Raw genomic sequence first — 21,060 nt, forward strand, 5'->3', positions numbered from 1 at the left:
GCTAGCGGCCGAGATCGAGCGAGGAGGCCGCGTCGATGTCGGAGTTGCTGCGCCGGGCCCGCTCGACGTACTCGCCGGCCTTCGCGGTCTCGACCTGGAGGACGCCGACGGTCTGCGCCATGCTGTCGAGCGCCTTGATCTTGAAGTCCGAGATCGAGTCCATGGTCTGGTAGATGTTCGCGAACGCGGCCTGCAGCTGCGGGAGCCCGACCGTCGCCGACGCCGCCTGCGACTGGATGCTCGCGGACTGCTCGGCGAGCATCCGCGACGTCGCCTCGATCATGTTCGAGGTCGTCGTGTTGAGCGCGGTGATCTGGTCGAGCACGAGCCGCTGGTTGGCGAGCGCCTGCGCGACGATGACCGCCGTGCGCAGCGCCGACACGGTCGTCGTGGTCGCGCGGTCGACGCCCTTGATCAGTTCGACGTTGTTCTTGATCACGACGTCGATCGCCAGGTAGCCCTGGATCGAGACGGCCAGCTGGGTCAGCAGGTCCTGGTGCTTCTGCCGCGCGTAGAAGAGGACGTCCTCGCGCAGTGCGCGGGCGCGGTCCGGGTCGGTCGCGTCGAGCTCGGCGATCTTCGCGGACAGCTTCACGTCGAGGCGCTCGGCGACGTAGATGTACTCGTTGAGGCGCGTCATCGTGTCCCAGAGGTTCTGCTTCTCCAGGTTGAGCGCCGCGTTGTCCTTCCGCAGCTCGTCCTGGCCGTCGTAGAGCGCCTGGATGATCGCGTTGAGGTGCGACTGCGCGCTCTCGTAGCGGCGGAAGTAGTCCGTGATCTTGTTGCCGAAGGGGATGAAGCCGAGGATCTTCTTCTGGATGTTGTCCTCGGAGGGGTCGAGGTCCTCGACCGTGCGGCGCAGCTCCAGCAGTGTCTTGCCGATGTTCGAGCCCTCGGAGAGCCCGCCCTCCTGCAGCGCCCGGACGGGCGTCTTCAGCAGCCGGTTCGAGGAGTCGGCGGCCGAGCGGATGTCGGCGTCGCCCATCGTGCGAATGTCGTTGGCCTTCGCCGCGAACTCGGGGCTGCGCGCCTCCGCGGACATCAGCGACGCGAGATAGCCGTCGACCTTCGCCTCGAGCCCGGGCAGCGCCTGCTCGGGCACCTTCGGCGCGATCGACGGCGCCGAGGTGGTCGCGACGGCGGCGACGGGCTCGGGCGGCGTGAGCGAGAGAGCGTTCTGGGGCGGCTGCAGGGCCTCGGTCATCGGGGGATCCTCACCGTAACGGGCGCGCACCGTGACCGGCGCTCGGCGCCGACTGGACGAACGTGGCCCCAGCATATCGCCGGGGAGTGAGCGCTCCCTCAGACTCCCGCGGGCCGCCGCCGGAGCGTGGCGACCGCGACTCCGCCCAGCGCGATCGCGCCGCCGATCAGCGCGGCGGCCGGCGGGGTCTCGGCGAGCAGGAGCCAGGACAGCAGCACCACGACGGCCGGGACCGCGTAGGTGGTGGCGGCCGTGCGGCCGGCGCTGGAGCGGGAGAGGACGTAGCCCCAGGTGGTGAAGGCGACGGCCGTCGGGAACACGCCGAGGTAGACGACGGCGGCGATCGAGGAGGCGGGCGCGGCCTGCAGGGAGGCGAGCAGCTCCGGGGCGAACGGCAGGCAGGCGACGGTGGCGGCCAGGCAGCCGATCCAGGTCATCGTCATCGCGTCGACGTGCCCGAGCAGGCGCTTCTGCAGCGTCGCGGCGCTGCCGTAGAGGACCGCGGCGGCGAGGCCGAGGACGACGCCGATCACGTCGAACTGCCCCGAGGAGGTCGAGAACGCGATGACCGCGACTCCGGCGAGCGCCACCGCCATGCCGCCGAGCAGCCGCCGCGGGAAGCCCTCGCCGAGGAGGAGGCCCGCGAGGACCGCGGTGATCATCGGCGCGATGTTGACCAGGAGCGCCGCGGTGCCGGCGTCGACGTGCCGCTCGGCCGCGTTGAGCGCGAGGTTGTAGACGCCGAACCAGGCGACACCCCAGACGAGCACGAGCAGGAGGATCCGGCCGCGCGGCACCCGGCTGCGCTCCGGCCGGTCGCCGCGGCGGCGCGCCGTGATCACCAGGCGCACGACCGTCAGCGCGATCGAGCCGACGACGATCCGGCCGAGGGTGAGGGCGCCGGGGCCGAAGTCGTCCGCGGCGAAGCGGATCCCGACGAAGGCCGAGGCCCAGAGCAGCACCGTCACCGCGATCGCCGACCAGAGCAGGACCGCGTCGCGGCGGCTCGGGGCGGCGGCGGTGCGGGAGGGCGCGGTGCTGGTCATGGACTCATCGTGGCGGGACGGCGGGCGTCAGCACCAGTCCACGGTTCTACCGGATCGTGCAGTGCGGCTTCATGATCGCTAGGGTCGGCGCATGCTCGACGTCCAGCGCCTCCGGGTCCTCCGCGCCGTCGTCGCGGCCGGCTCGATCGTCGGAGCCGCGTCGTCGCTCGGCTACACGCCCTCGGCGATCAGTCAGCACCTCGCCGCGCTGCAGCGCGAGACCGGGCTGACCCTGCTCGAGCGGGTCGGCCGCGGCGTCCGGCCGACCGCCGCGGGCCGCACCCTCGCCGAGCAGGCCGACCGGGTGCTGGAGCGGCTCGGCGAGGCGGAGGCGGTCGTCGCCGACCTGCGCGCAGGCCGGGCCGGGCGGCTCTCGATGACCTACTTCGCCTCCGTCGGCAGCGCCTGGATGCCCGAGGTGGCGCGGCGGCTGATCGCCGGCTTCCCGCAGCTGGCACTCGATCTGCGCCTGGGCGAGGAGGTGGCGGAGGACCCGGCGGAGCGGCCGGACGTGCAGCTGCTGGTCGCGGAGCCGGGTGGGTCGGCGGACTCCCCCGGCTTCACGGCGCACCATCTGATCGACGATCCGTATCTCGCCGTGCTGAGCCGGTCGCACCCGCTCGCCGGGCGCGCCGAGATCGAGCTGGCCGAGATCGCGGGCGACCGCTGGATCGACAACGACCTGCCGACCGGCTGGTGCCGCCGGACCCTCGTCGACGCCTGCGCGGCGGCGGGCTTCACACCGCGCTTCCACGTGCAGGCGAACGATCACGTGACGGCGGTCGCCTTCGTGGCGGCGGGGATGGGGCTCACGGTGCTGCCGGCGCTGGCCGCCCAGCCCCTGCCGGCCGGGCTCGTGGCGGTGCCGCTGGTGCGGCCGCGGCCGCTGCGGTCGATCCACGCGGTGGTGCGCGGGTCGGTGGCGTCGTCCGCACCGGTGCGGGTCGCCGTCTCGGCGCTGGTGGAGCTCGCGGGAGCCGGCTCCGGGCGGTGAATCGCGCCGCGGATGCCGCGGGGCGCGCCGATACTGCGCAGCACAGGCCGGTTCGCAGCAGCGGGGAGCACGATGGCCGCGTGACCTCCGTCGAATCCGTGACCCGCTCCGCGCCCGCGCTCGGCGGGCCGCGCATCCTCCGCCAGCGCTGGACCGAGGCCGCCTTCCTGCACTGGCGCGTCGACCCGGCGCTGGTCGCGCCCCACCTGCCGCCCGGAGTGCGCCCGGACGAGCACGACGGCGCCTCCTGGGTGGGCCTCATCCCGTTCCGGCTGTCGCGGACGGCGTTCCTCGGCGGGCCGCGCGTGCCGTGGCTGGGGACCTTCCCCGAGGTGAACGTGCGGCTCTACTCGATCGACCGGCACGGGCGACGCGGAGTCGTCTTCGTCTCGCTCGAGGCCTCGCACCTGCTCCCGGTGCTGACCGCGCAGGCCGTCTTCGGCCTGCCGTACCGCTGGGCGCGGATGGGGATCGAGCACCGCCACGGAGCGGTCATCTACACGACCGAGCGGATCGGCGATCCCGCCGCGCGCTCGCGGATCGTGGTGCGGCCGACCCCCGGCACCGACGCGTCCGAGGACCCGCTCGCCGGCTTCCTGACCTCGCGCTGGGCCTACCACGAGCGCCACCTGGGCTCGACCTGGTACGGCCGCAACCTGCACCGGCCGTGGCCGCTGCAGCGCGCGGAGCTGCTCGCGCTCGACGACGGGCTCCTCGAGGTCGCCGGCTTCCCGGGGCTGGCGACGCGGGCTCCGGACTCGGTGCTGTACTCGCCGGGCGTGGAGACGGTGTTCACGGTGCCCCGGCGGGTCTGAGGCGGGCGCCCGTACCCTGACGGCATGCGTCCGTCCGCGACCGTTCCGCTCCGCCTGATCGGCGCGCTCGCTGCGCTGCTGACGCTGGGCGGCTGCACGACCGGTGGGTCGCCGGGCCCTGTCGGGACCGCGGCCTGCGTGCCGCTCGTGCGGGTCGAGCCGGCGGTCGTCGCTCCGGGCGGGACGGTGACGGTGGTGGTGAACGACGACTGTGATCGGGACGCTCCGGACGGCGGCTGGGTCGTGGTCGCGGCACCGGTGGGGCCGGGCGAGGAGGACCGGGTCCGGGTGGGCGTCGACGGTCGGCTCTCGGAGGGGTTCTCGGCCGAGGTGCGGATTCCGGAGGACTTCCCCGTCGGCGAGGCCTTCGCAGGGATCGACGCGTGGGACTTCTCGGCGTGCTCCGACGGCGCGAGCTGCGCGAGCCCGATCGGGGGCTTCCGGGTCGCGATCGGCGGGTGACGACGGCTCCGGAGTGGTGCGGCGCTCCTCCACAGGATCGACTTCGGCGAGTTCTCCGACGATCCGTCGGAGGAGGCGACCGCGCGTCGGTGGTCTCTGGAACCATTCTCGTATGGTTCAGAACGAGGACGGGGAGCGACCCCGCGAGGGGTGCAGGGGCGCGGATGCTGTGCTCGCCTCCGCGGTCGAGGCGGTGTGCGCGGCCGATCCGCTCCGGGCGCGAGCGGAGGCGCAGCGTGCCGAGCTGGTCGAGCGCGCCCGGCTCGCGGCGGCGGCGTCGTACGAGGTGCTGGTCGATCCGATGGTGCGCAGCCGCGCGGAGCGGCGGGAGGCGGCACAGCGGGCGCTCGTCGCCGAGCTCGCCACCGCGCTGCGGATGTCGGAAGCGCACGTCTGCGGGCTGATCGAGGAGAGCCGGCTGCTCGTCAACGAGCTCCCGCTCACCCTCGCCGCACTCCGTGAGGGTCGGATCTCGCCCGAGCACGCGCGGGTGATCCTCCGCGCCGCCGCCGAGCTGCCGCCCGAGGTGCGCGGGCGCCTCGACGAGGAGGCCGCCGTGGTCGCGGCCGACCGCACTCCCCCGCAGCTGCAGCGTCGCCTCCGGACCCTGCGGGAGCGACTGCATCCCGAGTCGCTCCGCGAGCGCCACCGGCGCTGCGCCGCGCGGCGAGGCGTCTGGCTCGACGGCGGGAGCGACGGCATGGCCACCCTGCTCCTGCACCTCCCCGCCCCCGAAGCGCACGGCGCCTTCGACCGCATCGACCGCGTGGCGCGCTCCCTGCGCGAGCTGCCCGGCGAGAAGCGGACGATCGGGCAGCTGCGGGCCGACGTCGGAGCGGCGCTCCTGATCGACGGCGAGACCGACGGCGCGGAGCGGCGCTCGACCGGCACCGCCGTCCCCGTCGGGATCCGGCCGCGGGTCGCCGTCACCGTCCCCGTCCTCACGCTCCTCGGCCGCTCCGACGAGCCCGGCACCCTCGAGGGCTACGGGCCGATCGACCCCAAGACCGCGCGCCGGCTCGCGGCCGATGCGCCCTCCTTCACGCGGATCCTCACCCATCCGGAGACCGGCGCGGTGCTCTCCGTGGGACGCACCTCGTACCGGGTGCCCGCCGATCTGCGACGCCACCTGCTGCACCGCGACGAGACCTGCCGCTTCCCCGGCTGCACGCGCGCGGCCTCCGCGGGCGACGTCGACCACGGCGTCGAGTGGCAGCACGGCGGCCGCACCGACGCCGACAACCTCGCCCACCTCTGCCGCCACCACCACCGGCTCCGGCACACCAGCACCTGGCAGGTCGAGCACCGGGCCGCCGGAGTCCTGCACTGGACGAGCCCGACCGGCAGGCGGCACGTCACCCGTCCCGCGCGCACCGGGCCGCCGAGAGGCCGTGCGGCACCGGGCAGAGAACCGGACGCCGTGAAGGACGAGCCACCGCCGTTCTGAGGTCGGGAGGGTGTCGGTGCGAGGATCGAAAGGGGGACGTCTTCAGCGAGAGAACGGGATCGGGGGCACAGATGATCGCTTCTTCGACGCGCCTGATCGAGGTCGTCCGCGAGGGCTGGGAGATGGACTGCTGCGGCGCGCCGTTCGCGGTCGGGGATCGGGTCGCCTGGTCGCTTCTCGCCTCTCCGGCCCGACCGACGGGTCCGGCCCGCTACGCGGAGGAGCACCACCAGGACCTGCCCAACGCACTCACGGTGACCGGGGTCGTGCGCGGGATCGTCGACGAGACGGTGCTCGGCGCGATCCCGGCGATCGGCGAGGGCGTCTTGGTCCCCGATCCCTCCCGGCGGAGGCTGCGGCGACTCGCGTCCTGGGACCGCTCCACCGGCGGCGCGACCCTCCGCGTCGCCCTCGAGATCGACGCGGACGCCGAGCTCCCGCCGCCGTGGGAGCCGCCGGAGTCCACCCCCGACACTCGGATGCCGGACCCGGAGGTCGTCGCCGCTCTGCACGCGCTGCTCGTCCGTCTCCACGGCACCTGGCGCGGCCGGGTCGGCATCCGCTCCATCGAGCGCGGCAGGAAGGCGAGCGTCGTCCCGCACACCGCGGGCGCCGGCGAACTGCACTGGGCACTCGGACCCGAGCACCTCGTCGTGAACCTCGGCTACGACCGCGTGATCCTGCCCGGCGATCTCGAGGGCGCCGCCCGGCTCGAGGTCCTCGCCGACGAAGTCTCCCGCGGCGTCGCCCGTCAGGACCCGCCGATCACGAGTCAAGGGGTCCTGCTGATGCCCGCGCGCAGGCGTAGGGTTCCCACTTCGGCCTGGTGAGACACTCGGCTCCCGCACTCGGCTTCCACGACCAGCAGAGGACGACCCACATGCCCACGACACCGACCGCCGTGCTCTTCGACATCGACGGCACGCTCGCCGACACCAACTTCCTGCACGTGGAGGCGTGGTCGCGCGCCTTCTGGCAGGCGGACCTCGACGTCGCGACCTGGCGGATCCAGCGGGCGATCGGCGCCGACTCGTCGGAGCTGCTCGACCTGCTCCTCGAGGACGACGTCGACGACGACGCGCGCACCCTGGTGAAGGGTCTGCACGCGAAGAACTACGCCGAGGCGTCCGCCCGGATCGCCCTCCTGCCCGGCGCGCGCGAGCTGATCCGGGCGCTCGCCGGGCGGGGCGTCCGCATCGTGCTGGCGACGTCCGCGCCGCAGAACGAGCTGGAGATCCTGCTCGACGTCCTCGACCTCGGCGACGCGGTGCACGCCGTGACGAGCGGCGAGGACGTCGAGACCGCGAAGCCGTCGCCCGATGTGATCAGCATCGCGCTCGAGCGCGCCGGCGTCTCGACCGATCGCGCGATCATGATCGGCGACGCGACCTGGGACGTCCTCGCCGCCGAGCGGGCCGGCCTCGCGACGGTCGCGGTGCAGTCGGGCGGCACCGGCGAGCACGAGCTGCGCGAGGCCGGCGCCGTCGCGGTCTACGAGGACGCCGCGGCGATCCTCGCGGACCTCGACGGCGGACCGCTGGCGAGCCTCCTGCGCTGACCCCGGGAGGAGAGCAGGAGGCCCGCCCCGCGGTCAGCTCTGCGGACGCCTCCGCAGCACGAGCAGCGTGATGCCGATCGCCGCGACGACGGCCACGAGCGCGCCGCCGATCCACAGCACGTCGCCGAGCAGCGCCGGGTCCGACCCCGTCGCCGCCTCGGCCTCGTCGGCGGACGGCGCCGAGGCGTCGGACACCGCGACGGTGCCGTTGCAGTCGGGGACCGACTCCGAGCCCTCGGCGAGGGCGACGTCCGCTCCCGGCTGCCAGTCGAAGCCGTACTGCCCGGAGACGGGGTGCCCGTCGGTCGAGACGACCTGCCAGGTCACCTCGTAGGCACCGGCCGCGCCCAGCTCGAGCGGCATCGACGCCTCCGGTCCGACGACGCTGACGCAGCCGTCGCCGTAGTAGAGGCCGTCCGGCCCGACGACGCGGAGGGCAGCCGCGGCGCCGTCGTTGCCGAGGACCAGCAGGTCGTCATTGGTCGTCAGAGCGAGGGTGCCGGGCTGCTCGGTCACCGTCGAGTCGACGGCGGGCGTCGTCGAGACGAGGTAGTTGTGCGCGCTGGCGGGCGCCGCCACCGCGACCGAGCCGATCAGCCCGATCGCGGCGGCGGCGAGGACGAGGCGTCCGCCCTTCCGGTGAGCGACCGTCACGCGGACGCCTTCGGGCTGCGGCGGCGCGAGGCGAGACCGAAGGCGACGCCGACAGCGCCCAGGACGAGTCCGCCGACGCCGAGGACGCGCGCGAGCACGTCGTCGCTCTGGCCGGCCGCGGTGGTGGCGGAGGCGGTGGTCGCGACCGCGTCGTCACCGTCGCCGTCGTCGTCGTGGTGGCCGGAGCCCTCCATCGCCGCGGTCACGGCGACGGTCGGCGCGGGCAGCTCCGGCTCGTCCTCGCCCTCGACGGTGGGCTGGTCCCAGGCAGTCGAGCCGGTCTCGCAGGTCTGCAGCACCGGGAACTCGAGGGTCGAGCCGGCCGCGTCCTCCGGCAGCTGCAGCTGCAGCGAGACGGTGTCGCGGTAGCCGTCCGCGAGCGCGGTCTTCGCGGTGTAGACGACGTCGGAGACGCGCTGGGTCGCGGTGTTGCCGTGCGAGTCGGTCACCGGGTCGGCGATCTCGACCTCGTTCTTCACGACGTCCCAGTTGGGGTTCACGGTCGGGCTGACCGAGTTGATGCCCTCGGGGATGGTGATGCTGAGCCCGGTGGTAGGCGAGCCCTCGCAGCCGTGGGCGAGCGAGAAGGTGACGACCGTGTACGAGCCGGCGGCCGTGCTCGACGCCGCGGCGGTGACGTGCGCGCTCGCGGCCGTCGGAGCGGCCAGCGCGAGGGCGACGGAGCCCGCGGCGACGAGAGCACCGCCGCCGACGAGGCGGATGCGGGAGGAGAAGGCGGAGGCAGAGGAGGAAGAGGTGCGGGTGGTGGTCATGATCGTGAGGAGTCCTAGCGGGAGTCGGCGCAGCCGTGAGAGGGCGGCACCGAGAAGGGTGAGGGCGCAGCGCGGGATCGCGGTGCGCGCGGGCTCACCGGCGGACACGGCCCACTCGAGCGGGCAGGACGTCAGACGGCGAGCAGGGCGCGCACGGGCGGGCCGCGGTGCCGCAGGACCCGCAGGACCGCGTCGAGGGCGCGGGGCGCGCTCGGCTCGACGGCGCCGAGGACGGCCACCGAGGCGCCGAGCGGCGCCAGCAGGGCGGACGCTCGCGCGACCAGGCGCACGACGACGCGCAGCACTGCGGTGCCGAGGGTCCAGAAGACGCGCTCGCCGTGGCGGAGCGCCGCGACGGTGACGACGGCGGCCACCAGGTGCGAGAGGAGCATCAGCGGGGTGTGCGCGGCGTGACCCGACGCCCCCGCGATCAGCTCGACCGTTCCGCCGCCGTGGAAGTGGCCGCCGGCGGTGGCGCCCACGACGCTGACGTCGCCGCCACCGCCGGTCACCAGGAACAGGGAGTGGTAGGCCAGCTGGCTGAGCAGCACCGCGACCGCGAGGCGCGCGAGCGAGAGCGTGCGACCGGCGAGCAGGACGCAGACGACGGCCGCGAAGGCGGTGGCGAGCGCGAGGATCGCCGGAGCGGGGGCCTCAGCGCCGGCGAGGGTGTGCGAGGCGGCGGCGGTCGCGGTCGCGGCGACGGCGGCGACGACTCCGCGTGCCGTCCGTGCCCTGCGCGTCTGCACCTGCTCGACTCCTGGTCTCTCGTGCCACTGGTCTCTCGTGCCGCACAGCGTGCGCGGACCGACATCCAGGGTAATCGCCCTGCCTCCGCCGTTATGAACCCGTGACCGGATTGCTCCGATCGATTCCAAACCCCCTCGGGGAGGGCTCCGAAGACTGTTCAACGGCCGCGAAACGGTCCACACACAGCCAGGTCCTCCGCATCCCGTGGGGGCCGTATCACGAAGGAGCATCCCCATGCGATCCACCAAGCGCACCACCCTCGCCGCGTTCGCCCTGCTCGGCACCGCCGCCCTCGGCCTCACCGCCTGCTCGTCCGGCGCCGGCACCACCGACGCCGCCAGCGACACCGCTTCCGAGATGTCGACCCCGATGATGACCGAGTCCGCCACCCCCATGGCGACCATGGACCCGGCCGCCAACCTCGTCGGCTCCGGCTGCGCCGCGTACGCCGAGCAGGTCCCGGACGGCGCCGGCTCGGTCGGCGGAATGGCCCTCGACCCGGTGGCCACCGCCGCGTCGAACAACCCGCTGCTCACCACCCTGACCGCTGCGGTCTCGGGTCAGCTCAACCCCGACGTCAACCTCGTCGACACGCTGAACAGCGCCGAGTTCACCGTCTTCGCCCCCGTCGACGACGCGTTCGCCAAGCTCGACGCCGCGACGCTCGAGACGCTGAAGACCCCCGAGGGAGCGGCCACGCTCTCCTCGATCCTGACCTACCACGTCGTCCCCGGCCAGATCGCCCCTGACGACATCGACGGCACGCACGCCACCGTCCAGGGCGGCGACGTCACCGTCACCGGTTCCGGCGACAACATCATGGTCAACGACTCGAAGGTCATCTGCGGCGGCGTCCAGACCGCCAACGCGACCGTCTACCTCATCGACACCGTTCTGACCCCCCCGGCCTCCTGAGCCGGCGCGATCCTCGGATCGCACCCCTGAAACGCCGAAGGGCGGGCACCCACCGGGTGTCCGCCCTTCGGCGTTCCTGCGCGAGCAGGGAGACGGCGACTACTCGCCGGCGCTGATCTCGGCCAGCACCCGGTCGCCCGGGTAGGCCTGGATCATGTCGGCGCGGATCTCGGCGCGCTCGAGCAGCTCCTCCATGCGGTGACGGCGGTTGCGCGTGATCAGCGTGACGACCGTGCCCTTCTTGCCCGCGCGGCCGGTGCGGCCGGAGCGGTGCAGGTAGGTCTTGTACTCGTCGGGGGCGTCGGCCTGGATGACCAGGTCGATGTCGTCGACGTGGATGCCGCGCGCGGCGACGTCGGTCGCGACGAGGACGTCGACCCGGCCGCTGGTCAGCAGCGCGAGGTTGCGCGTGCGGCGCGACTGGTTGAGGTCGCCGTGCAGGCTGGTCGCCGGGATGTCGGCGTGCTCGAGCTGCTCGGCGAGCTGCTCCGCGAACGCGCGGGTGCGGGCGAAGATCAGCGTCTTGCCGGCGCGCGCCGCGAGTTCCTCGATGATCGCGCCCTTGTCGCGGTGCTCGATCAGCAGGACGCGGTGGTCGATGCTCGAGGACGCCTGGTCCTCGCCCGCGACCTCGTGCACGCTCGGCTCGACGAGGAACTCGTCGACGAGCGTCGCGACGCCCTTGTCCAGGGTGGCCGAGAACAGCAGGCGCTGGCCGCCGCGCTTGGTCTGGCGGAGGATGCGCTGCACCGGCTCGAGGAAGCCGAGGTCGCACATGTGGTCGGCCTCGTCGAGGACGGTCACCGTGATGGTCGAGAGGTCGAGGCGACCCTGCTCGATCAGGTCCTCGAGGCGGCCGGGCGTGGCGATGATGATGTCCACGCCGCGCTGGAGGGCGCCGACCTGCTTGTACTGCGGCACGCCGCCGAAGATCGTCGCGGTGAACAGGCCCACGGAGCGGGCGATCGGCTGGATGGTGCGGTCGATCTGCATCGCCAGCTCGCGGGTCGGCGCGAGGATGAGGGCACGCGGGGCGCGGCCGGGCTTGCGGCCCTTGGCTCCGTCGTTCTCCATCAGGCGCTCGACGACGGGGGCGCCGAACGCGATCGTCTTGCCCGAGCCCGTCTTGCCGCGGCCGAGGACGTCCTTGCCGGCGAGGACCTCGGGGATCGTCGCGGCCTGGATCGGGAACGGCGAGGCCGCGCCCATCTGGGTCAGCTGGCGGACGATGTTCGCGCCGAGACCGAGGTCGCCGAAGCTGACGCCCTCGACGTCGACGGCGAGCGTGGCGGTCGCCTCGAGGCGCTCGAGCACGACGTCGTCGGCCTGGTGCGAGGCGCGGCCGTCGCGCTTGGGGTAGAAGTCCGAGCCGGAGTCGCGGCGCGGGCCGCGGTCGTTCCGGTCGTAGCCGCCGCGGGCGGGGCGCTCGGTGCCGCGGTCGAAGCCGCGCGCCGGGCGCTCGGTGCGGTCGGAGCTGCGGGCCGGGCGGTCGGAGCGGTCGAAGCTGCGGGCGGGACGGGCGTCGCGGTCGTTCGTGCGGGCCGGGCGGGCGTCGCGGTCGAACGAGCGGGCCGGGCGGTCCGTGCGGTCGAAGCTGCGGGCGGGGCGGTCGGTGCGGTCGGTGCGGTCGTAGGAACGGGCCGGACGGTCGTCGCGGTCGTTCGAGCGGGCCGGACGCGCGTCGCGATCGAACGAGCGGGCCGGGCGGTCCGTGCGGTCGAAGCTGCGCGCGGGGCGGTCGGTGCGGTCGTAGGAACGCGCCGGACGGTCGTCGCGGTCGTTCGAGCGGGCCGGACGGTCGGTCCGGTCGTAGGAGCGGGCCGGACGCGCGTCGCGGTCGAAGCTGCGCGCCGGGCGGTCGCTGCGGTCGTAAGAACGCGCCGGACGGTCGTCGCGGTCGTTCGAGCGCGCGGGGCGGTCCGTCCGGTCGTACGAGCGGGCCGGACGGTCGTCGCGGTCGTAGCTGCGGGACTCGCCGCGGGTCTCGCCGCGCTCCGTCAGCTTGGCGGCGCGCTCCTCGGCGTTCCAGCGCGCCTTCTTGGGCGCGTTCTCGTCGACGGGGCGGTAGCCGCGGTGGCCCTCGCTGCGGGAGCCGGTCTTCGGCGCGGCGAAGCGCGGGCGGCCGCCGAGCTGGGACTTGCCGCTCGAGGCGCCGAAGCGGTTGGGCTCGAAGTTCTTGGCGGGGCGTCCGCCGGCGGGCTTCTTGTTCTTGGGCATGGCTGCTTCCTGGGTTCAGGTCTTGCGCGAGCAGGCACACGCCGATCGATCACCCTCGTGGGGTGCGAACGGACAGGGCGCTGCGGGAACCCGGGTGAGTCGCTGCTCTGAGACGCTGACCGGGGCCGATTCACACATGTGATTCATCTCGCGACGACTGTCGGAGATCCGGCCCGCTTGACTGACAAACCCATCCGCGCGGCGACGCACGGAGTCAAGAGCCGACCAGGGGAGTTTACACGCGACCCCGGGCGCTGGCTAGGGCACCGCCTGGCCGCAGCGCAGTCAGCTCGACGCCCGCCGCGCCCGGTACGCCGCGACGTTCGCGCGGTTGCCGCAGTTGCCGGTGTCGCAGTAGCGCTTCGAGCGATTGCGGGAGAAGTCGACGAGCACCGCCTCGCAGTCGTCCGCCGCGCAGATCCGGATGCGGTCGCGCTCGTCGCCGCGGATCACGTCGACGAAGCCCATCGCCGCCTCCACCACGATGCGGGTGGCCAGCGGGCTCTCGTCGCGGGTCGCGTGCAGGTGCCAGCCGAAGATGCCGTGCCGCACCAGCTGCGGCAGCGCACGGCCGTCCTCGAGCATCCCGTTGACGACGGCGACCATGTCCTCCTCGGCGCGGCTGCGCCAGAGCGAGCGGAGTGGCGCGCGCACCGAGCGCACCGCCTCCAGCTCGGCGGTCGAGCCGTCGCGGCTGCCGGTGTAGCGGTTGTCCAGCAGGAACTCGTCCAGCTGCTCGATCGACGCCATCTCGTCCTCGCCGGACTGCGACAGCTCAGGGAGGGTGTTGACGAGGACGGCCGTCGAGGTGAGTGCCGCTTCCACGTCATAGGCGAAGACCATGTTGACTCCTGACACGTTCGCTCAGTACTGTCACGAGCATAACGACTTTGACTCCTGAAAGAGGCTGACGTGACTCCCACTGCGCCACCGCGGCAGCTCGGCTCCGGCCTGCTCCTGGCCCTCACGGCCGCCGCCGCGTTCGGCCTGGGCGGGCCCTTCGTGAAGCCGCTGCTCGAGGCGGGCTGGAGTCCCTCCGCCGCCGTGCTCTGGCGGGCCGGCGGTGCGGCGCTGATCCTCGCGATCCCGGCCGCGCTGTCGCTGCGCGGCCGCTGGCACGTGCTCCGCCGCAACCTCGGCACGGTCGGCCTCTACGGCGTCTTCGCCGTGATCGCCGCGCAGCTCTGCTTCTACAGTGCGATCGAGCACATGTCGGTCGGCGTCGCGCTCCTGATCGAGTACCTCGCTCCGGTGTTCCTCGTCCTCTTCGCCTGGGCGCGCACCCGCCGCCACCCCGGGCGCTTCACGCTCGCCGGCTCGGCGCTGGCACTGGCCGGTCTCGTGCTCGTGCTCGACCTCTCGGGCGAATCCACTCCCGAGCTCGTCGGCGTCGCCTGGGCGCTGACAGCGTCGCTCGGCCTCTGCGTCTACTACGTGATCGCCGGCCGGATCGATCCGGAGCTGCCGCCGATCGCGCTCACCGCGGGCGCGATGACGGTCGGCGCCGGACTCCTGCTCGTGCTCGGCGTCACCGGGCTCGTGCCGCTGCGGGCGACCTTCGGCGACGTCGTCTTCGTCGGGAACGAGGTGCCGTGGTTCCTGCCCGCGGCGGTCATCCTCGGCATGTCCACGGTGCTCGCCTACCTGCTCGGGATCGAGGGCGGCTCGCGGCTCGGCACCCGGATCGCCTCCTTCGTCGGGCTGACCGAGGTGCTGTTCTCGATCGTCGCCGCCTGGGCCCTGCTCGGCGAGCTGCCGGCGCCGATCCAGTTCGGCGGCGGGGCGCTGATCCTGGTCGGCGTGGTGCTGGTGCGGCTGCAGGCGGAGGCGCCTAGTGCCGTCGCACCGGAGCCGCTGGAGTCGGACGAACGGCCACCGGTCCCGCTGTCCACCCCCTGATCGCGGGGTCGCTCTAGGCGGGCGCCGCCTTCTCCTTTATGCTCGCCTCACCCATGCGCGAGCCCAGCCGACCCACGCGACCGATCGCCCTCTCGTCGGCGATCCTGACGCTGCTCGCGGTCGGCCTCGCCGGCTGCTCGAGCGCCCCGGTCTCGCAGCCCGTCGCCCAGGCGGCCGGCGTCGCCGCGGTCACCGCGTACGACGACATCCCCGTCACTGCTGACCTCGTCTACGACGAGGCGACCGGCCAGGCGCTCGACGTCTGCTCGCCGGTCGACGCCGCGGCCGGAGCCGCCCTCCCCGCGGTGCTCGTCGTGCACGGCGGCAGCTGGACCCGCGGCGACAAGGCCGACCCCAACTGGCGCCCGCTCTGCCAGTGGCTCGCCTCCGAGGGCTTCGTCGCCGTCTCGGTGAACTACCGCCTCGCCCCGGCCGACGTCTTCCCCGCGCAGATCGAGGACGTCTCGGCCGCCCTCGACTGGATCCTCGAGCCGGCGCAGACCGAGCGCTTCGGGATCGATCCGTCGAGGGTCGCCGCGTTCGGCGGCTCGGCCGGCGGCAACCTCGTCTCGCTGCTCGGCACCGACGACGCGCTGACGGCCGACGACGCCGGCACCTCGCGCCTCACCGCGGTCGTCGACCTCAGCGGCCCCGCGGATCTCACGGCGGCGGGCCTGGCGGACGACGACCCGATCGTCGGCGTCGGCGCGGCGGTCCGCGGCTACCTCGACTGCGCCGACCTCGACGACTGCGCGGCCGCCGGTGAGGCCTCGCCGATCGCGCACGTCGACGGCTCCGAGCCGCCGTTCCTCATCGCCCACTCGGCCGGCGAGCGCGTGGCGCTCAGCCAGTCGCAGGACTTCGCCGAAGCGCTGGACGCGGCCGGCGCGAGCGTCGACTTCGTCCTCGTGCCCGGCACCCGGCACTCGATCGCGATGCTCGACGACTCGCTCCGCCGCACCGTCGTCGACTTCCTGCACGAGCAGCTCGACGCGCCGGCCGAGCAGACGCTCTCGCTCGAGCCCGCCGAGCAGACCGAGTCGGCCGCGGCGCCGTCGTCGTGACCGCCGGGGTCGTCGTCCGGCTGGAGCGGCCGGGGACGGGAGCGCTCGCCTCGCTGCTCACCGCCGAGCTTCCGCCGCACGCCCGCCTCCTCGTCGCCCGCGACGGCGCCACGCAGCAGCCGATCGGCGTGCTGGCGCTGACGCCCGGGCCCGACGACTTCGCCGAGCTGCTCGCCCTCGAGGTCGCCCCGGAGTCGCGGCGGAGCGGAGTCGCCCGCCGGCTCGTCGCCGCGGCGCTCTCCTACGCGAGCGTGCAGCGCATCCGCACGCTCCGCTTCCGCGTGCCGGTCCAGGCGGAGGCGGCCCTCGCCGCCGCCCGCGCGCTCGGCTTCACCGAGATCGACGGCTTCGGCGCGCACGTGGGCGACGCGTCGGGCGTCTGCTTCGCACGCTCGGTGCGATGACCGACGCCGTCTCACCCCGCGACCTGGTCGCCTCTGCACTCCGCCGCGAGCGCGGGCGCCTCGGCCTGAGCATCTCCGAGATCGCCCGCCGCGCCGGGATCGCCAAGTCGACGCTCTCGCAGCTCGAGGCCGGCGAGGGCAACCCGAGCCTCGAGACGCTCTGGGCGCTCGGCGGCGCGCTCGGCGTGCCGTTCTCGCACCTGGTCGAGCCGCCGCGCCGCGCCGTGCAGCTGATCCGCGCCGGGGACGGCCCGCGCAGCGCCTCGGCGGCCGCCGACTCCGCGGCCACCCTGCTCAGCGCCTGCCCGCCGGGAGCCCGCCGCGACGTGTACCGCCTCACCGCCGAGCCCGGAGCCGCGCGGAACTCGGAGCCGCACGCCCGCGGCACCGTGGAGCACCTGATCCTCTCCACCGGACGCGCCCTGGCCGGTCCGGCCGACGCCCCGGTCGAGCTCGCGCCCGGCGACTGCCTGTCCTACCCGGGCGACGAGCCGCACGTCTTCGACGCCCTCGAGCCCGGGACGAGCGCCGTGCTCGTCTCGGAGCAGGTCTGAGAAGGCGCCGGCGCTCAGTCGAAGGCGCTCGCGCTCAGTCGAAGGCGCAGGCCGTCTCGTCGGACAGTGCGCGGCTGATCCGCTCGCGGTGCTCGGCGCTCATCGGCGGCAGCGCGTCCGGGGCGAACCAGCCGACCTCGGTCGACTCGTCGTCGGCGACGTGCGCCTCGCCCGAGAGGTAGCGGGCGCGCAGCACGTGGTCGAGGTACTGGGCCCGGTCGCCGTTCGGGTACTCCATCGGCGGCAGCGTGTGCAGCCAGACGACGCGCTCGACCTCGATCTCGACGCCCGCCTCCTCCAGCGCCTCGCGCCGCGCGGTGCCGGCGACCGTCTCGCCGGGGTCGATGATGCCGGTGACCGCGGTCCAGGCGCCGGTGTCGGCGCGCCGGACCAGGAGGACCTGGCGGACCGGCTCCTCGCGGACGATCACCGCGGTGACGCCGGTCAGCCAGAGCAGCTCGGTGCCCACCTGCTCGCGGAGCCGGAGGACGAAGTCGGGGGTCGCCATCGCGCGCGCTCCCGCGCCTAGCCCGCGAGCGCGCCGGCGTCGAACGGCTCGGGACGGAAGTCGAAGGCGACCACCCCGGCCGTGTCGAGCAGCGGGCCGACGAGGCCCTTGAAGGCGTCGTGCGCGGGATCGAACAGGCCGGGGCCGTCGACCGCCGGGCGGCCGATGTAGTAGTTGAGGTCGCCCTCGGACGCGAAGGTCAGCAGGAACGCGCGGTCGAAGCCCTCGCCCGCGCCCTCGGTGCTGAGCTGCGGCCCGTTCTCGATCGAGACGATGTACGGGCGGCCGTCGCGCAGGCACTCCTCGCCGAGCGCCAGAAAGGACGCGATCACGCCGTCCACCTCGGCGACGAGCGCCGTCGGGCGGAAGCGGAACAGCACGATGTGTCGAATGGTCCCGGGCCGGTGGTCCGCGGCGACGAAGCGCTCGGGGCCGACCTCGGCGATCGCGCGGGCGGCGCGGTCCGGGCCGCTCGTCCAGCGGGAGCCGATCGTCTCGGGGGCCGCGGCGACGACCTCCGCGGCCGTGGTCTCCACTGCCGGGGTGCTGAATCCTGTGTCGCTCATGCCGACGCCTCTCCGGCGCGGGCGGCACGCCGCCGCTCACGATACCCCTCGACCAGGTTGTAGACGACCGGCAGCACCACCAGCGTGAGCACCGTCGAGGACACCAGGCCGCCGATCACGACGATCGCGAGCGGCTGCGAGATGAAGCCGCCGTGGCCGGTGATGCCGAGCGCCATCGGCAGCAGCGCGAAGATCGTCGCGAGCGCCGTCATCAGGATAGGCCGGAGCCGCCGCTCGGTGCCGTGCAGCAGCGCCTCGCGCACGGGCATCCCCCGCTCGCGGTACTGGTTCACCAGGTCGATCAGCACGATCGCGTTGGTGACCACGATGCCGATCAGCATCAGCACGCCGATCAGCGAGGGCACGCCGAGCGGCACGCCGGTGAGCACCTGCAGCAGGATCGCGCCGGTCGCCGCGAACGGCACCGACACCAGCAGCAGCAGCGGCTGCAGGAGCGAGCGGAACGTCGCGACCATCACGACGTAGACGATCAGGATCGCCACCAGCAGCGCGATCCCGAGCTGCGAGAACGCGTCGCTCTGGTCGGCCGTGACGCCGCCGAGCGAGGCGGTGACGCCGGCCGGCAGCTCCGTGTCGTCGATCGCGCTCTGCACCGCGACGTTCGCCGAGGCGAGATCGTCGCCCTCCGGGGTCACCGTGATGGTGGCGGTGCGCTGCCCGCGCTCGGTGGTGATGCTCGCGGGCCCGTCGGTCTGCTCGACGACGGCGAGCGAGGTGAGCGGCACCGTGCCGGTGCGCGTCGGGATCTCGAGCGCCGACAGCTCGTCGAGGGTGGCCGGCGGCTGCGCGTCGGCGAGGTAGACGGAGAGCGTGCGGTCGTCGATCACGACGCTGCCCGTCTGCGTCGGCTGCAGCGCCTGGCTGACCAGCGTGCCGACCGCGACCTCGGTGAGTCCGGCGTCTGCGGCGGCGGCGCGGTCGACTCGCACTGCGATGTAGGGCAGCGAGGAGGAGAGGTTGCTCTCGGCCTGGCTGATCCCGTCGGTGCCGCGCAGCGCCGCGAGCAGCGCGTCGTTCGCGCTCTGCAGGTCGCTCTGCGAGGCGGTGGAGAGGTCGACCTCGATGTTCGAGGAGGCGCCGAAGCCGGAGGAGGCGGCGACGCTGATGTCGTCGGCCGAGGCGACCGAGCCGAGCGCCGTGCGGACGTCGGCCTGCACGGTCTCCTGGTCGGCCGACTCGTCGGTGGTGACGGAGTAGCGGATCGAGGTGCCGCCGCCTCCGCCGCCGAACGCGCTCTGCAGCCCGCCGCCCGCCGAGCCGATCGAGAGCTGCACGGTCTCGACGCCGCCGACCTCGAGGATCGCCGCGCTGGCCTGCTGCGCGGTCGCGTCCTGCGCGTCCAGGCTCTGGCCGTCGGGCACGGTCTGGGTGACGGTGAAGGTGTTCTGACCGCTCGCGCCGAGGAAGCTCGTCTTCATCAGCGGGTAGAGCGCGCCGGTGCCGACGAGCACCAGCAGCGCGAGCAGGACGGTCGCGACGGAGTGCTGGAGGGTCCAGGCGATCACGGGGCCGTAGACCCGCTGCAGGCCCGCCGCGCGGCGGGGCGTCGCGCGGGCGCTGTGGCGCGCGTGCTCGGGCTCGGCCTCGGGAGCCGCGGCCGCCGTCTCGCCCGCTGCGCCGCGCTCCTCGGCGAGCGCCGCCTGCGCCGCCTCGCGCACGCCGGGGCGCTTGGAGGGCCGGAGGAACCAGTACGCCAGCACGGGCACGATCGTCAGCGCGACGAGCAGCGAGGCGAGCAGCGCGATCGACACCGTCAGCGCGAACGGCCGGAACAGCTCGCCGGTCGTGCCGCCGACGAACGAGATCGGCAGGAACACGGCGACCGTGGTGATCGTCGAGGCGGTGATCGCGCCCGCGACCTCGCGCACCGCGACCGCGATGGTCGCCGCGCGCTCCTCCCCCGCGTCCAGGTGCCGCTTGATGTTCTCGATCACGACGATGGAGTCGTCCACCACGCGGCCGATCGCGATCGTCAGCGCGCCCAGGGTGAGGATGTTCAGCGTGTAGCCCGCGGTCTGCAGGCCGATGAAGGTGATCAGGACCGAGGTCGGGATCGAGATCGCGGTGACCAGCGTCGAGCGCACCGAGAGCAGGAACAGCAGGATCACGAGCACCGCGAAGACGAGGCCGAGCGCCCCCTCCTGCGCGAGCGACTCGATCGAGTCCTGGATGTAGGGGGCCTGGTCGAAGACCGAGGTGAAGGTCGCGTTCTCGCCGAGCGACGCCTCGAGATCCGGCAGCAGCGCCGTGACGCCGGTGGAGACCTCGACGGTGTTCGCCGCGGGGAGCTTGGTGATCGAGAGGGTCAGCGCCGGCTGGCCGTTGACCCGCGAGATCGAGGTGATCGGGGCGTCGGTGACGGCGACGGTGGCGACGGAGCCGAGGGTGGGGGCGGTGGCGGGCGCCGTGGGAGCGAGGGCCGCAGCGCTCGCGGACGGGATCAGCGGCAGCGCCGCGATCGCGTCGGTCGAGTCGAGCTTGACGCCGGACTGCACCGAGAAGGTGCTGCCGTCCTGGGTGATCTCGCCGCCGGCGACCAGCACGCCGTTCTGCTGCAGCGCGGTGCGGATGTCGGCGGTCGAGAGACCCGCCGCGGCGAGCGCCGTGTCGTCCGGGGTGATCGTGACGCGCTGGGCGCTCTCGCCGACCAGCGCGACCTCGCGGACGCCGTCCACCTTCTCCAGGTCCGGGATGACGCTCGTGCGCAGCCGGTCGGCGAGCGCCTTCGCGTCGCCGTCGCTGGAGACGGCGAGCTGCAGCACCGGCAGGTCGTCGAACGAGCCGGTCACGACCTGCGGGTCGACGCCGTCCGGGAGCGTGCTCTTGATCCGGTTGATCGCCTGCAGGATCTTCTGCTCGGCGGTCGCCAGGTCGGTGCCGTAGGCGAAGGAGGCGGAGATCAGCGACGAGTTCGTGGACGAGGTCGCGCTGGTCGTCTCGAGCCCGGGAACGCCCTGGATGGCGGTCTCGATCGGCGTCGAGACGTCGTCGTTGACCACCTCCGGAGCGGCACCCGGGTAGCTCGAGATCACCGCCAGCTGCGGGAAGGAGATCGACGGCGCGACCTCCTGCTTCAGCCCGGTGAGGGCGACGCCGCCGAAGACGGCGATGACGACCGTGACGAGCGCGATGAGCGCCCGGTTCTTCATGCTGAGGACCGCGAGGAGATGCACGCCGTGAGTCTTCCATCAGCTGGCTGAGTATTCGTC

The 21,060-nt window shown here is 73.6% G+C and carries 21 protein-coding genes; 11 read left to right on the forward strand and 10 right to left on the reverse strand.

The genetic code is table 11. From position 1 onward, the window contains the following. Position 1: 1 nt before the first annotated feature. Together EDF43_RS00425 and EDF43_RS00430 are read right to left on the reverse strand one after the other, a co-directional pair. Entirely contained in the window at positions 2 to 1,204 is a 1,203-nt protein-coding gene (locus EDF43_RS00425) for a toxic anion resistance protein (protein WP_123701898.1), read from the reverse strand. Positions 1,205 to 1,302: 98 nt separating this feature from the next. After that, positions 1,303 to 2,250, reverse strand: a complete 948-nt coding sequence (locus EDF43_RS00430) for a DMT family transporter (protein ID WP_132434752.1) — start codon at positions 2,248 to 2,250, stop codon at positions 1,303 to 1,305. Between the two features lie 91 nt (positions 2,251 to 2,341). Between EDF43_RS00430 and EDF43_RS00435 the strand changes: the two genes are divergently transcribed. The 6 genes from EDF43_RS00435 (at position 2,342) to EDF43_RS00460 (ending at position 7,526) form a co-directional block, all read left to right on the forward strand. Then, positions 2,342 to 3,244 (forward strand): LysR family transcriptional regulator, encoded by a 903-nt coding sequence (locus EDF43_RS00435; protein ID WP_132434754.1) that lies wholly within the window; start codon positions 2,342 to 2,344, stop codon positions 3,242 to 3,244. An 80-nt stretch (positions 3,245 to 3,324) separates the two neighbouring features. Next, positions 3,325 to 4,059, forward strand: a complete 735-nt coding sequence (locus tag EDF43_RS00440; RefSeq protein WP_207901590.1) for a DUF2071 domain-containing protein — start codon at positions 3,325 to 3,327, stop codon at positions 4,057 to 4,059. A gap of 24 nt (positions 4,060 to 4,083) precedes the next feature. Then, positions 4,084 to 4,521: a hypothetical protein gene (locus EDF43_RS00445; RefSeq protein ID WP_132434756.1), complete on the forward strand. Its 438-nt coding sequence runs from the start codon at positions 4,084 to 4,086 to the stop codon at positions 4,519 to 4,521. 169 nt (positions 4,522 to 4,690) lie between these two features. Then, positions 4,691 to 5,968 carry an HNH endonuclease signature motif containing protein gene (locus EDF43_RS00450; RefSeq protein WP_165908964.1) on the forward strand — a complete coding sequence of 426 codons (1,278 nt, stop codon included), beginning with the start codon at positions 4,691 to 4,693 and terminating at the stop codon, positions 5,966 to 5,968. A 71-nt stretch (positions 5,969 to 6,039) separates the two neighbouring features. Continuing rightward, on the forward strand, positions 6,040 to 6,798 hold the full coding sequence (locus EDF43_RS00455; protein ID WP_132434760.1) for a DUF6578 domain-containing protein: 759 nt from the start codon (positions 6,040 to 6,042) through the stop codon (positions 6,796 to 6,798). A 50-nt stretch (positions 6,799 to 6,848) separates the two neighbouring features. Beyond that, a complete protein-coding gene (locus EDF43_RS00460) occupies positions 6,849 to 7,526 on the forward strand; it encodes an HAD family hydrolase (RefSeq protein WP_132434762.1) in 678 nt (225 codons plus the stop codon). A gap of 33 nt (positions 7,527 to 7,559) precedes the next feature. Here EDF43_RS00460 and EDF43_RS00465 read toward each other — a convergent pair whose 3' ends face one another. From EDF43_RS00465 to EDF43_RS00475, 3 genes are all read right to left on the reverse strand, one after another. Further along, positions 7,560 to 8,180 carry a copper resistance CopC family protein gene (locus tag EDF43_RS00465; protein ID WP_123734935.1) on the reverse strand — a complete coding sequence of 207 codons (621 nt, stop codon included), beginning with the start codon at positions 8,178 to 8,180 and terminating at the stop codon, positions 7,560 to 7,562. Then, positions 8,177 to 8,953 carry a YcnI family protein gene (locus EDF43_RS00470; RefSeq protein ID WP_132434764.1) on the reverse strand — a complete coding sequence of 259 codons (777 nt, stop codon included), beginning with the start codon at positions 8,951 to 8,953 and terminating at the stop codon, positions 8,177 to 8,179. Before EDF43_RS00470 ends, EDF43_RS00465 begins: the two co-directional genes overlap by 4 nt. Before the next feature lie 131 nt (positions 8,954 to 9,084). Then, the gene (locus EDF43_RS00475) at positions 9,085 to 9,702 is read right to left on the reverse strand and encodes a hypothetical protein (RefSeq protein ID WP_132434766.1); all 618 of its coding nucleotides are present in this window, start codon (positions 9,700 to 9,702) and stop codon (positions 9,085 to 9,087) included. 235 nt (positions 9,703 to 9,937) lie between these two features. Between EDF43_RS00475 and EDF43_RS00480 the strand changes: the two genes are divergently transcribed. Next, positions 9,938 to 10,618 (forward strand): fasciclin domain-containing protein, encoded by a 681-nt coding sequence (locus tag EDF43_RS00480; protein ID WP_123701880.1) that lies wholly within the window; start codon positions 9,938 to 9,940, stop codon positions 10,616 to 10,618. A gap of 99 nt (positions 10,619 to 10,717) precedes the next feature. Here the strand turns inward: EDF43_RS00480 and EDF43_RS00485 are convergent, their stop codons facing one another. Together EDF43_RS00485 and EDF43_RS00490 are read right to left on the reverse strand one after the other, a co-directional pair. After that, positions 10,718 to 12,835: a DEAD/DEAH box helicase gene (locus EDF43_RS00485; protein WP_132434768.1), complete on the reverse strand. Its 2,118-nt coding sequence runs from the start codon at positions 12,833 to 12,835 to the stop codon at positions 10,718 to 10,720. A 285-nt stretch (positions 12,836 to 13,120) separates the two neighbouring features. After that, positions 13,121 to 13,678 (reverse strand): CGNR zinc finger domain-containing protein, encoded by a 558-nt coding sequence (locus tag EDF43_RS00490; protein ID WP_132434770.1) that lies wholly within the window; start codon positions 13,676 to 13,678, stop codon positions 13,121 to 13,123. A gap of 69 nt (positions 13,679 to 13,747) precedes the next feature. Between EDF43_RS00490 and EDF43_RS00495 the strand changes: the two genes are divergently transcribed. From EDF43_RS00495 to EDF43_RS00510, 4 genes are read left to right on the forward strand one after another with little or no spacing between them, the layout of a single operon-like run. Continuing rightward, positions 13,748 to 14,734 carry a DMT family transporter gene (locus EDF43_RS00495; protein ID WP_132434772.1) on the forward strand — a complete coding sequence of 329 codons (987 nt, stop codon included), beginning with the start codon at positions 13,748 to 13,750 and terminating at the stop codon, positions 14,732 to 14,734. Between the two features lie 53 nt (positions 14,735 to 14,787). Next, on the forward strand, positions 14,788 to 15,798 hold the full coding sequence (locus EDF43_RS00500; RefSeq protein ID WP_165908965.1) for an alpha/beta hydrolase: 1,011 nt from the start codon (positions 14,788 to 14,790) through the stop codon (positions 15,796 to 15,798). Then, positions 15,795 to 16,202: a GNAT family N-acetyltransferase gene (locus EDF43_RS00505; RefSeq protein ID WP_132434775.1), complete on the forward strand. Its 408-nt coding sequence runs from the start codon at positions 15,795 to 15,797 to the stop codon at positions 16,200 to 16,202. The genes EDF43_RS00500 and EDF43_RS00505 overlap by 4 nt, the downstream gene beginning before the upstream one ends. Beyond that, positions 16,199 to 16,756: an XRE family transcriptional regulator gene (locus tag EDF43_RS00510; protein WP_132434777.1), complete on the forward strand. Its 558-nt coding sequence runs from the start codon at positions 16,199 to 16,201 to the stop codon at positions 16,754 to 16,756. The genes EDF43_RS00505 and EDF43_RS00510 overlap by 4 nt, the downstream gene beginning before the upstream one ends. A gap of 34 nt (positions 16,757 to 16,790) precedes the next feature. Here EDF43_RS00510 and EDF43_RS00515 read toward each other — a convergent pair whose 3' ends face one another. The 3 genes from EDF43_RS00515 to EDF43_RS00525 are packed head-to-tail and all read right to left on the reverse strand — an operon-like array spanning position 16,791 to position 21,024. Beyond that, positions 16,791 to 17,264, reverse strand: a complete 474-nt coding sequence (locus tag EDF43_RS00515) for an NUDIX domain-containing protein (protein WP_132434778.1) — start codon at positions 17,262 to 17,264, stop codon at positions 16,791 to 16,793. Between the two features lie 17 nt (positions 17,265 to 17,281). Further along, entirely contained in the window at positions 17,282 to 17,830 is a 549-nt protein-coding gene (locus tag EDF43_RS00520; RefSeq protein ID WP_132434780.1) for a Dabb family protein, read from the reverse strand. Then, the gene (locus tag EDF43_RS00525) at positions 17,827 to 21,024 is read right to left on the reverse strand and encodes an efflux RND transporter permease subunit (RefSeq protein WP_132434782.1); all 3,198 of its coding nucleotides are present in this window, start codon (positions 21,022 to 21,024) and stop codon (positions 17,827 to 17,829) included. The genes EDF43_RS00520 and EDF43_RS00525 overlap by 4 nt, the downstream gene beginning before the upstream one ends. Positions 21,025 to 21,060 lie beyond the last annotated feature (36 nt).

Origin of the sequence: Rathayibacter sp. PhB179 (assembly GCF_004345345.1) — a bacterium.
GTDB lineage: Bacteria > Actinomycetota > Actinomycetes > Actinomycetales > Microbacteriaceae > Rathayibacter > Rathayibacter festucae.